The sequence below is a fragment of the Curtobacterium sp. PhB170 genome (assembly GCF_003752345.1).
In the GTDB taxonomy this organism is placed as follows: domain Bacteria; phylum Actinomycetota; class Actinomycetes; order Actinomycetales; family Microbacteriaceae; genus Curtobacterium.
On the sequence record NZ_RJUM01000008.1, the window covers coordinates 138,108 to 149,233 of the forward strand.

An 11,126-nucleotide genomic window follows, 5' to 3' on the forward strand; every position below is an offset into this window, starting at 1 on the left:
CCGGGTCAGGGGCGCGTCGGGACCGACGGCACCGTCGACACCATCGGGTGCACGCGCCCTTCGTCGTCGCGGCCGAGCCACCCCTGCAGCCGGGCGACCATCTGCGTCCGTTGGAAGCGTGCGGCAGGACGGTCGCCGCGCAGGGTGCACACCACCGTGCCCACCAGGGACCGAGCGATCCAGTGAGCTGCCTGGCCCCATAGCCGGTGCTTGCGCAGCACCCTCCCGAAGCCGCGGTTGTAGCGACGGACCTTCGCGAGGGTCTCGTCCGTCATGCCCCCGGCCCGGAAGTCGGGATGCCGGACACACAGATCGGGCATGAACCGGATCCGCGCACCGGTGCCGAGTGCGCGGAGGACGAGGTCGTTCTCCTCGCCAGCACCCCACGGCGTGCCTCCGCCCGTGCCGAGCTCTTCGTCGAAGCCACCCGTGCGGACGAGCACCGAGCGGCGCAGCAGGATGCCGGCGCACACCACGGTCCGCGGGATGTTCCGCGCCGTGACCCGGCAAGCACGACGGCGCCAGCGGAGCATCGTGCCGCTGTCGTCCGTCGAGCGGCACGGGATCGAGGCACCGTCGAGCGCCGGGTCCTCGAACCGCTGGGACAGTCGTTCGAGCGTGCCGACCTCGTACCAGCAGTCGTCGTCCGGGAACGCGACGATCTCACCGCGCAGCCGAGCCATGCCGGCGTTCCGTCCACGACTCGCGCCACGCACGACCGGGTGGTGGACGTACTCGGCGTGGCCTGCGTCGATGAACGGTTGCAGCACGGCGAGCGCATCCGGCTCCGGACGTTGTTCCACGACGGTGACGAACACCGACACGGTCGCGGAGTCGATCGACGCGAGACACCTCGACAGGTGTTCCGGCGAACGGTTCGTCGAGATGACGAGGTGGAACCGGTGGTCGATGGTCACGAGCGGGCCTCCGAGGCGGTGCGGAGCTCGGCGGTGGAGGTCGTACCAGCCCGCCAGGACACGAGGGAGCGCTGGACAGCGGTGAGTCGGCGCTGGAGTTCTGCCGTCCGCGGTCGGATCGTCGTGCGGAGTGCGTCCGCGGCCTCCATCGCCGCGACGAGTTCGTCGACGTCGTGTCCGACGGTGATCGGTGACGGCAGCCCGGTGACACTCGACCAGAAGTCGTCGCACTTCGAGGCGTACGACAACGGCACCGTCGGGACGTCGAGCGACACCGCAGCGACCACGCCGTGCAAACGCTCCGAAACCAGGAGGTCGCAGCCGGCGATGGTCTGCATCGTCGTCAGGACGTCGGTGTACGTGTGCACGGTCGCCGGTGTGCGCAGCCGCGCGGACACGGCTCGCGCGGTCGCGACGTCGGCGGGGCAGAACGCGAACACGACGACCTCGGCGACGTCGTGTGCCCCGGCGTAGCGGTCCACCGCTGCGGACACCGTCTCGACGTCGAAGCGCGTGTGCGGATCGGAGCCGAGGCCCACGCCGATGCGCCCGCCTGGGTGGGCGGAGCCGACGACGGGGACGAGCTGCGGGTAGAGGAGTGCCGGGTCGCCGACGACCTCCGTCGGGCACAGGTGCTCGCGCACCTCGTGCTCGGTGAGCGGGCCCCGCACCCCGAGCAGCACGAAGTCCTGCAGCGCCCGCCAGGCATCCCAGTCGTGGGGCTGACTGCCGAGTGCGTACGAGTCGTGCGATGCAGCGGCGCCCAGGCCGAGCCCGATCGTCGCTGCCGCTCCGTAGTTCCGCTGGGCGCGTCCGGCGTGCCCGGCCCAGGTCGCGAAGCCCACGGTCGTCCCGCCGCCGAGCAGGACGACTCGTTCGCGGCCGAACAGCCGCGCACGATCCGTCGCGAACCTCGGCGCTCGGCGCAGGTAGTGCCGGGCGGTGAGCGGCGCCTCGACGTCGAGCGGGTGTGCGAGCGCCGCCTGCCACGTCTCGTGCAGCAGGTCGTCGCCGAAGTTGTCGTACCCCTGCCAACCGAGGTAGACGAAGGAACGGGGGGTGGTGCGCGTCATCGGGTCTCCTCCGGGGAGCGTCGGGCTCGAGACGACCGGCGGGGGCTCTCGCTCACCGGCGCGGACGGCTCGTAGTTGTAGTAGGTCTTGGCGCGACGCTGTGCCGGTAGTCGGTTGACGACCAGGCCGAGCACGCGTGCCCCGACCTGTCGGAGGGTGAGTTCCGCAGCGACGAAGTCTGCGCGCTTGGTCTGACCGTTCACGCTCGCGACCAGGAGCACACCGGAGCAGATCGCGCCGAGTACCGCTGGGTCGGTGACGGGCAGGATCGGAGGAGCGTCGACGATGACGTAGTCGTAGCTCGCCTCGAGTTGGCGCACGAGGTCGACCATGCGGCTCGAGCTGAGCAGCTCACTCGGGTTCGGCGGCACGCGTCCGGCAGCCAGCACGTGCAACGGGTTGTCCGCGCCGACCACCTGCACGGCGTCATCGAGCTGCACCTGGCGCGTGAGCACGGTGGACAGCCCGACGCGGCTCTCGATGCCGAGGTACGTCCCCATCGTGGGTCGGCGCAGGTCGGCGTCGACGAGCAGGACGCGGGACCCGTTCTGCGCGAGCATGAGCGCGAGGTTCACGGCAGTCGACGACTTGCCCTCACCGGGCGTCGCGCTCGTGACCACGATGCTCTGCGAGGCGCCGTCCAGGTTCGTGTAGGTGAGGTGGGTCCGGAGCTGGCGGAAGCTCTCGGCCCGGGTGCTGTAGCTGTGCTCGGAGGACACGAGCGGGTGCTTCGCGACGGATTCGTCGACCGCGAACTCACCGAGGACGCTCGCACCCGAGAGGCGGCGCAGCGCCTCGAACGACCGCAGTCGCGTGTCGAGCACCTCGCGCAGCACCGCCTGGGCCAGCCCGAGCGCGAGGCCGGCCAGCAACCCGACCGCGATGGTGACGGAGGCTCGCGGTGCGTACGGAACGGACGGCGCGTGTGCCGGCTGGAAGACGCTGAGGTGCACCAGCGCGTTCTTCTGGGCTGAGCGCTCGACCTCGTCCACCACGCCGACGAGTTGCTCGGTGACCGCGTTGGCGATGGCTGCGGCTCGGGTCGGGGACGCCGACGTCGCGCTGACGACGATGATCACGGTGTCGTTCGTCGACGTCGCGGAGACGACCGAGGAGAGGTCGGTGCCCCGGGGGAGTCCGAGCTGCTGCGCCGCTGCTCCGAGCACGCGGGGGGTGACCGCCAGTGCCGTGTAGGACTTCACGCGAGCTGCCGAGAAGTTGTTCCCCTGGCTCAGGTCGGTCACGGAGGACCCCGCGGCGACCGAGACGAAGACCTCGCTCGAGGCACGGTACTGCGGTGTCTGGACGAACGAGAGCCCGATGGCGGTCGCCGTGGCGAGGACGGTGACGACGAGCACCGAGGGCCAGCGCCGTCGGAGCACGTCGAGGAACTGCGCGAGGGTCACGGGGGCCTTTCGGGATCATTGCGGTTGTGTGATACTCATAGTAGTTGATATGAAATATCAGTGCAACCGAAAGGTGAACCGCGTGACCGTCTTGGGGATCGTCTTCGCCGCCGTCGTCGCGGTGGCCCTCGTCGCGCGTCGCTCCTGGTTGCCAGTCCTGATCGGCATCGGCGGCGGGCTGCCGGCCACGGCTTCCGTGGTGGTCGCCGGCAACGGCATCCCGATGTTCTCCATCGCGGCCGTCGCTGCCGGCGCCGCACTGCTCCGCACGCGACCGCTGCACACCGCGCACTGGTCGGCGAACGCGCTCGCCGTCTTCCTCGCGTGGGCGACGGTGGTCACCGGGGCCGCGCCGTGGTTGTTCGCGGGTGCCCGGGTGCTCGTGCCCCGCGACGGCATCGACGACCAATTGCTCGACCCGGGCACACTCGCCCACTCCGTCAGCAACGTCGCACAGCTCTCGTACCTGCTGCTGGCTGCGTGCGTCCTGCTCTTCCTCGTCCGCACCGGCGGGACCGCGACCGCGCTCCGGACGGCGCTCCTCGTCGGGACCGTCCTGACGGCCGTCCGCGGTGTCCTGGTCCAGGCGGGGATCGACTTCTTCGGCCCGCTGACCGACACGATGCCGATCCAGTACTCGCTCGCAGTGCCCGGTGAGCGCCTGCGCGGCGTGTTCAGCGAGCCGAGCGAGCTCGCCGCGTTCGCCCTGCCGGCGGCCGCCTACTTCGTGATCACCGCCCTGCGCTCGCCCAGCCGCGCCCGGTCGCTCTGGTGGGTCGCTGCAGTGCTCTCGTGCGCCAACCTGTTGCAGGCGGCATCCGGCACCGCCGTCGTCGCATCGGCCGCGGTGATCGCACTCGCGGCCGTGGTGCTCGCTGTCCGGTGGGTCGTGCGCGGCGGCGTCGGGACCGTCTGGATGGTGCTCGGCGGCCTGGTGCTCGCGATCGTGGCCCTGACCATCGGCGACCAGCTGGCGGCGCCCGTGCAGGAACTGGTCGAGGACAAGGTCGGCAGCCAGTCGTACGACGCACGCACCGGTGCCGATGTCTTCAGCTGGGGCGTCGTCCGCGACACGTTGGCGCTCGGCGCCGGACTCGGAGCGAACCGGCCGTCGTCCTTCGGGATGACCCTGCTCAGTTGCGTCGGCGTGCCAGGAACCCTTGCCTTCGCCGTGTTCGTGGTCGGCGTGCTCGTACGCGGCTTCCGGGCCCCGCAGGCCGCCGCGGCCGCCGCGGGCCTCACGGCGCTCCTCGCCGCGAAGTTGGTGGGCACGCCCGACCTCTCCACCCCGGTCCTCTGGCTCTTCCTCGCTGCGTGCGCGGCGAGCGCATGGCCGTCGAGCGCGCCCGACGCGACCACCTCGATCCCGAACCGCACACGGACCCCGACCCCGACCCCGACAGGAGCTCACGCATGACCTCGGTCCTCATCGTCTGCGAGGGGAACGTGTGTCGTTCCCCCTACGTCGAACGCGTCCTGCGTGCCCGCCTCGCCGCGGCCGACCCCGGTGGCTTCCACGTCGACAGCGCCGGAACGCACGCCAGCCCCGGCACGCCGATGTTCCCCCGATCCGCGCAGGCGGTCACCCGTGACGGCGGCGACCCTGCCGACTTCGCGTCGCGACGACTCACGGAGCAGATCCTCGTGGGGCACGACCTCGTCCTCACCCTGGAGCGCGGGCAGCGAGCACGGGTACTCGACCTCGCTCCGGGGCTGCTCCGCCGGACGTTCACGCTGGCCGAGTTCGACCGCCTCGCCCGACCGTTGCTCGACGGCGACCTGGTGGGCGTGGGGTTCTGGGCGGACTTCCCGGCCTTGCTCGCGCGGAACCGGATCGACACTGCTCCGACCACACCGACCGACGACGACATCACCGATCCGGTCCGCGGGGACGACCTCGACTTCGAGGCCATGCGGACGCGTGCCGCGGCCGCGATCGACACCATCACGGCGTGCGCCACCCGTGCACTGCCCACCGACCCGGGGAACGCCCCGGCCGACCAGAAGGGAGACGACCGTGCGCGGACTGCTCGTCCATGAGTGGATCGAGGCGGTGGGTGGCGCCGAGCGCGTCGTCGACGCCTTCGCCGAGGCCTACCCGGCTGCCGACCTGTTCGGCCTCTGGAACGACGCCCCCGAACGCTACGCCGGGCGACGCGTCGTCGAGAGCGCCATCGCCCGCTCTCCCCTGCGTGGGCGCAAGGCGCTGGCCGTGCCGTTCCTGCCCGCACTGTGGAGCCACGGGCTGCGGCAGGTCGGGCAGTACGACTGGGCACTCGTCAGCTCGCACCTCTTCGCCCACCAGGCCCGGGTGTCCGGCGTCGACCCCGCTCGGCAGTACACCTACGTGCACACGCCGGCGCGTTACCTGTGGAACCCCGAGCTCGACGCACGTGGGGCCACCGTCCTGGCTCGCGCAGCGGCGCCCGCGCTCCGGGCCGTCGACCGTCGTCGTGCGCGGGGGCTCCGGCACGTCGCCGCGAACAGCCGCTTCGTGCAGCGACGCATCCGCGACAGCTGGGGTGTCGACGCGCGGGTGATCAACCCGCCGGTCGGCGTCGAGCGGCTCGCCGCGGTCGACGACTGGTCGACCGTGCTCGACGGCCACGAGCGTGCCGAGCTCGAGTCGCTGCCGCAAGGCTTCGTGCTCGGGGCATCACGGTTCGTGCCGTACAAGCGTCTCGACGTGGTCATTGCGGCCGGCCGGGCGTCGGGCCGTCCGGTGGTGCTCGCCGGCGACGGTCCGGACGACCTGCGGTTGCGGACGATCGCCGCCGACTCCGGCGTGCACGTCACGTTCGTCCGGGCGCCCTCGGACGCGTACCTCGCGGCGCTCCTGCAGCGTGCGGCCGTCTACGTGTTCCCACCGGTCGAGGACTTCGGCATCATGCCGGTCGAGGCGATGGCACTCGGCACGCCCGTGGTCGTCAACGCCGAAGGTGGTGCCTGCGACTCGGTGCAGGACGGCACGAGCGGCACCGTCCTGCACGACCTCGAGGACGCGACCCTGGCCGAGGCCGTCGAGCGTGCAGCGCGGCTCGACCCGGCTGCCTGTCGGCGACGCGCAGCCGTGTTCTCGACTGCCCGCTTCCAGCGCGAAGTCGCGGAGTGGACCGGCATCCCGATCGGCGGTCGCGCCGCCTGACGGGCTCGCGCCGTGCCCGTGGCCGGGCGACCGGCGGACGGGAGGCCCGTGGTCAGGCCGCCACGGGCCTCCCGTCCGGATGCGGTGCGTCGAGACCGTCGGCTGACGACCGACGGGCGTGCCCCGGGGTCAGCGTGTGCGCCGCGCGGCGCGCAGCAGCACCGACTCGATCTGCTCGACGACCACGGGGGTGGCGAACTGCTCGACCGTGCGGCGCCCGCCCACCGCAAGCCGAGCACGGAGCCCCGGATCGGCAGCGAGCCGGAGCATCGCGTCCGCGAGGGCATCGACGTCGCCCGGAGCGACGAGCACGCCGTCGTGACCGTCGGTGATGATCTCGGCAGGGCCGCCTGCAGCCGAGGCGATGACGGGCCGGCCGAGTGCCATCGCCTCGGTGACCACCTGGCCGAACGGCTCGGGTCGGGTGCTGGCGTGCACGACGGCGTCGCACGCGGCGATCTCGGCGGCCACGTCGGAACGGTGTCCTCGGAACACGACGGCGTCCTCGATGTCGAGGTCCGTGACGAGCGCGCGCAACTCGTTCGAGAAGTCGGCATCGGCGCCGAAGTGCGCTGCACCGACGACGGCCAGCTCGGAGTCCGGCCCGAGCCCGCGTGAGCGGGCTGCCGCGAACGCCCGGATGACGACGTCCTGTCCCTTCCACGGGGTCAGGCGACCGATCATGCCGAGCGTGAACGAGCCCGGCGAACGATCCGGCGCAGCGGGCGGCGCCGAAGGCACGTCCACGGGGCACCCGATCACCGCCGGACGGCGCCGGAACCGACCGAGCGACCTCGCCGTCGTGTGGGAGTTCGCGATCGCACCGGTGGGGAGCACGGCCAGGGCGGTCCGGAGCACATGGGCGTTCCGGCGGGACGTCCCCGGTCCGCCGACGACGTCGTGCACGTGCGCGACGACCGGGATCCGAGCGAGGCGTCCGGCGAGCCCGCCGTACAGGTGGGCCTTGGCCGAGTGGGTGTGCACGACGTCGACGCCGAGGGCTCGGAGCCGGCCAGCGAGGGCTCGGGTCGTCGTGAGGGTCGATCGGGCCTTCCGGACGAGCCCGCCGCCGGAGCCGGCCGTGTGGTTCCGGACGTCATCGTCGAGGGCGACGACCTCGTGGTCGACGCCCAGCTGATCCAGGACGGCTTCGAGCGGACCGTGCTCACCGAGCACGACGACGACGTCGACGCGCACCCGCGCAGCAGCGACCCGAGCGATGAACAGCTCTGCTCCGGAGCATGCGGCGCTGTGCGTGAGCATCGCGACCAGGGGAGGCATCCGAGTTGTCATGTATGCAGAATACCAGTATTGTATAGATGGTGAAATTGTTATTTCACGCCTGCTCCTCCCGACCTCAGAACGGAACCCGTCATGCGCACCTCCTCGCGAATGCCCCGCGTCATCGCCTCCGCCCTCGCCGCCGTCGGCATCCTCTCCGCCGTCACGGCCTGCTCCGGCACGGGCGACGACAAGCCGAAGCCGACCCCGACCTCGAGCGCGAGCGCGAAGGTCGACCTCGAGAAGGGCTTCTCCACGCCGCCCGCCGACATCGAGAAGGCCCAGGCGGAGTGCGTCGACGGCAAGGTCGTCATCGACCAGAGCAACAAGGAGGTCACCGTCGGCGACTGCGCCTCGGTCGAGATCACGGCGAGCAACGCCGTCATCCACCTCGGCAACGTCGAGAAGCTCGTGATGACCGGCACCATCAACGACGTCGCCGCCAAGAAGGTCGGCTCCGTGCAGGTCACGGGCAACGCCAACCGGGTCACGACCGACGGCAAGCCCAAGATCTCCGACAAGGGCACCGACAACCTGTTCGTCACCCGCTGACGGTCTCCACCGACCGCGCCCGCCGGAGGGTCGTCATGACGCACACCGCATCGCCGGACTGGCGACCCTCCGCGCCCCTCGCCACCGCAGCGGCACGCGGTGGTCTGATCACGGCTGCGGGCACCGCGACCCGCTTCGTGGTGCAGCTCGTCACCGTCGTGCTCATCGCCCGGTTGCTCGGCCCGTCCGAGTACGGGTTCGCCGTCGTCGTCCTGCTGCTCACCGGCCTGGCCGAACTGCTCCGCGTGGGTGGAGTCGGGGCGCTCGTCACCCGGGCACCCACGCTGACCGCGGCAGCGACGTCCACGCTCCACCTGCTCAGCGCCGGGCTGGGAGTCCTGATCGCCGGTGCGTTCGCGCTGGCAGCTCCCGCCCTCGGGCCCGTACTCGGCTTCCCCGCATCCGGTGGCTCGATCGGGCTCCTGGCCGTGGTGTTCGCGACGGCAGGCGCCAGCGCGGTCCCCGGCGCGCTGCTGGCGCGGAACCTGCGCTTCCGGGCGCTCGCCGTCGTCGAGGTGCTCGCCATGGTCGCGGGCGCCACGACCGCTCTGGTCCTCGCGCTCGCCGGTGCCGGATCGTTCGCGCTCGTCGCCCAGGCCCTCGTCTTCGCGACCGTCCTCACCACGGGCACGCTCGTCGTGTGCCCGTGGTGGCCCACCCGGCCGGCCGGACTGCGAACGGTCCGCGCCGAGCTCGGCTTCGCCGCGAACGTGTCGCTCGTCCAGCTCCTGAACTTCGCCGCGCGGAACACCGACAAGGTGCTCGTCGGCGCGGCCTTCGGCCCGGTCGCCGCCGGCCTGTACGCCCAGGCCGGGCAGCTGCTCACGATCCCGCTCGAGCAGGTCAACGGGCCGTTGCAACGTGTCGCCGTGCCCGTACTGGCCAAGGTCGCGGGGGAGCGCGCCCGCTTCGCCCGCTACTACCGCAGCCTCACCGCACTCACCGGGTACGTGCTCTGGCCGACCTTCGCCGTGCTGGGTGTGCTCGCCGACGCCGTCGTCGCCGTGCTGTTCGGCCCGGAGTGGGCGGGCTCGGTGCCCATCTTCCGCATCCTGGTGCTCGCCGGCCTGGCCCAGACGCTCGGCTACGTCACCGTGTGGGTGTTCGTCGCCACCGGGCAAGGGAAGCGGCAGACCACCTGGGCGCTCATCAGCCGCCCGCTCGTCGTCGCGTCGTTCGTCATCGGCGCTCCGTGGGGTGTCACCGGGATGGCCTGGGCGTCGTCCATCGGGGCACTGCTGCTCGTGGTGCCCGGGTTCGTCATCGCCGGACGCCTCCCCGGGCTCACGCTGCGCGACCTCGTGGTGCCGGTCGTCCGACCCGGCCTCGTGGCACTCGTCGCCGGCTGGGCCGCACTGGCGACGCGTCAGCTCGCGCTCGGACCGTGGCTGACGATCGCCGTCGGGTGCGCGGCGGCGGCCGTGGCGATCGCCCTGGCCGTCCTCGTGGTGCCCGGCGTGCGGCGCGACGTGGTCGTGCTCGCCGCACGGCTGCGCCCGGCTCCGGCCGACTCCGACGCCGCAGCGGACGTCGAGCCCGGCAGCGGCGCCGGCGTCTCGGTCGTCGTCCCCGTCGGGTCCGTCGACCTCGCCCTCCGCGCACAGCTCGATGCCCTTGCCGGCCAACAGCAGGCCGGCCCCGTCGAGGTCGTCCTCGCCGCCAACGCCGTCGACGCCGACACCCTGCAGCGGTTCGCGGACCAGACGACCTGGCCGGACGCTTGGCTCGTGCGTGCCGTCGACGCCTCGGACGTCCGCGGACCCAGCCACGCGCGCAACGTCGGCTGGCGTGCGGCGCAGTACGACGTGGTGCTGTTCTGCGACGGAGACGACGTCGTCCAGCCCGGGTGGATCCCCGCGATGGCCGTCGCGGTGCGAGAGCACGGCATCGGTGGCGGTCGTCTCGCCTACGACGCGCTGAACCTGCCGGCCCTCGCCGCTCGCGTGACGGCGTCGACGACGTCCCTGCCGGTCAAGTTCGGCCACCTGTCCTACTCGCCGAGCTGCGCGCTCGGTGTCGCCCGCCACCTGCTCGAAGCCGTCGAGGGCTTCGACGAGACCATGCGCTGCGGCGAGGACATCGACTTCTGCTGGCGCGTCGCCGCGGCGGGCGCGCCGATCGTGTTCGTCCCCGATGCCGTGCTGCAGTACCGCCTCCGCAGCGGCGCGCGTGGTGCGTTCCGACAGGCGTTCCACTACGGCGTGGACGACGCCCGGCTCCTGCGTGCACACCGCGCCGCCGGTGCCCGGTGGCGTGTCCGCGACTCTGCGCGCGAATGGGCGTCGACCGGCAAAGCCGTCCTGTTGGCTCCCACCGGCCAGGAGGCCCGCATCACCGCCGCCACACGCCTCGGCGCCGCCTGTGGCCGGCTCCAGGGCTCGGTGCGGCACCGGATCGCGGCGTTCTGACGATCACCACGAAGGGCGGTCCGGGATTCCCGGACCGCCCTTCGTCGTTGTGCGCTGCTCCTTGCTCCTTGCTCCTTGCTCCTTGCTCCTTGTTCGTTGTTCCTTGGTGCCTGTGTGCGTGTGAGCGCGTCTGCGTTCCCTGCCACGCGCGCATGCTCCGCAACGACACCGAGCGGTCGGTGAGAGCACCGCACCGCTGGTGCTGCTGCTACTCGACGGTCTCACCTCGGGGAGCGCACTGCGCGGTGTCGGTGGCTGGTGTTCTCCACGCAGCGTCGACGGGGTGCGGGCGAGACTGGGTGCGTCCACACCACGTCGGCTTCCCACCGCCGAGGTGCGCGCGC

General features: G+C 71.9%; 9 protein-coding genes. 5 read left to right on the plus strand and 4 right to left on the minus strand.

What is annotated here, in order from left to right:
• Positions 1-5 precede the first annotated feature (5 nt).
• The 3 genes from EDF40_RS01240 to EDF40_RS01250 are packed head-to-tail and all read right to left on the minus strand — an operon-like array spanning position 6 to position 3,396.
• A complete protein-coding gene (locus EDF40_RS01240; protein ID WP_185002633.1) occupies positions 6-917 on the minus strand; it encodes a glycosyltransferase family 2 protein in 912 nt (303 codons plus the stop codon).
• Positions 914-1,990, minus strand: a complete 1,077-nt coding sequence (locus tag EDF40_RS01245; RefSeq protein ID WP_123340025.1) for a polysaccharide pyruvyl transferase family protein — start codon at positions 1,988-1,990, stop codon at positions 914-916. Before EDF40_RS01245 ends, EDF40_RS01240 begins: the two co-directional genes overlap by 4 nt.
• Positions 1,987-3,396, minus strand: coding sequence for a polysaccharide biosynthesis tyrosine autokinase (locus EDF40_RS01250; protein WP_123340026.1), 1,410 nt, complete (start codon positions 3,394-3,396; stop codon positions 1,987-1,989). The genes EDF40_RS01245 and EDF40_RS01250 overlap by 4 nt, the downstream gene beginning before the upstream one ends.
• A gap of 82 nt (positions 3,397-3,478) precedes the next feature.
• Here EDF40_RS01250 and EDF40_RS01255 point away from each other — a divergent pair, with 82 nt between their 5' ends.
• Genes EDF40_RS01255 through EDF40_RS01265 form a run of 3 tightly spaced genes read left to right on the plus strand, consistent with a single transcriptional unit; the run spans position 3,479 to position 6,541 of the window.
• Positions 3,479-4,813 carry a hypothetical protein gene (locus tag EDF40_RS01255; protein ID WP_148053842.1) on the plus strand — a complete coding sequence of 445 codons (1,335 nt, stop codon included), beginning with the start codon at positions 3,479-3,481 and terminating at the stop codon, positions 4,811-4,813.
• The gene (locus EDF40_RS01260; RefSeq protein ID WP_185002635.1) at positions 4,810-5,436 is read left to right on the plus strand and encodes a low molecular weight phosphatase family protein; all 627 of its coding nucleotides are present in this window, start codon (positions 4,810-4,812) and stop codon (positions 5,434-5,436) included. The genes EDF40_RS01255 and EDF40_RS01260 overlap by 4 nt, the downstream gene beginning before the upstream one ends.
• Positions 5,414-6,541, plus strand: coding sequence for a glycosyltransferase (locus EDF40_RS01265; protein ID WP_123340029.1), 1,128 nt, complete (start codon positions 5,414-5,416; stop codon positions 6,539-6,541). The genes EDF40_RS01260 and EDF40_RS01265 overlap by 23 nt, the downstream gene beginning before the upstream one ends.
• 129 nt (positions 6,542-6,670) lie before the next feature.
• Here the strand turns inward: EDF40_RS01265 and EDF40_RS01270 are convergent, their stop codons facing one another.
• Positions 6,671-7,834 carry a glycosyltransferase family 4 protein gene (locus EDF40_RS01270; protein ID WP_123340030.1) on the minus strand — a complete coding sequence of 388 codons (1,164 nt, stop codon included), beginning with the start codon at positions 7,832-7,834 and terminating at the stop codon, positions 6,671-6,673.
• An 81-nt stretch (positions 7,835-7,915) separates the two neighbouring features.
• Here EDF40_RS01270 and EDF40_RS01275 point away from each other — a divergent pair, with 81 nt between their 5' ends.
• Positions 7,916-8,374 (plus strand): DUF3060 domain-containing protein, encoded by a 459-nt coding sequence (locus EDF40_RS01275; protein ID WP_123340031.1) that lies wholly within the window; start codon positions 7,916-7,918, stop codon positions 8,372-8,374.
• A 35-nt stretch (positions 8,375-8,409) separates the two neighbouring features.
• Positions 8,410-10,782 (plus strand): oligosaccharide flippase family protein, encoded by a 2,373-nt coding sequence (locus tag EDF40_RS01280; protein ID WP_123340032.1) that lies wholly within the window; start codon positions 8,410-8,412, stop codon positions 10,780-10,782.
• The last annotated feature ends 344 nt before the right edge of the window (positions 10,783-11,126 follow it).

Excerpts from the sequence above, each read along its gene's own strand:
- EDF40_RS01245 (WP_123340025.1), bottom strand. The coding sequence starts at position 1,990 with ATGACGCGCACCACCCCCCGTTCCTTCGTCTACCTCGGTTGGCAGGGG.
- EDF40_RS01260 (WP_185002635.1), top strand. The coding sequence starts at position 4,810 with ATGACCTCGGTCCTCATCGTCTGCGAGGGGAACGTGTGTCGTTCCCCC.
- EDF40_RS01270 (WP_123340030.1), bottom strand. The coding sequence starts at position 7,834 with ATGACAACTCGGATGCCTCCCCTGGTCGCGATGCTCACGCACAGCGCC.
- EDF40_RS01275 (WP_123340031.1), top strand. The coding sequence starts at position 7,916 with ATGCGCACCTCCTCGCGAATGCCCCGCGTCATCGCCTCCGCCCTCGCC.
- EDF40_RS01280 (WP_123340032.1), top strand. The coding sequence starts at position 8,410 with ATGACGCACACCGCATCGCCGGACTGGCGACCCTCCGCGCCCCTCGCC.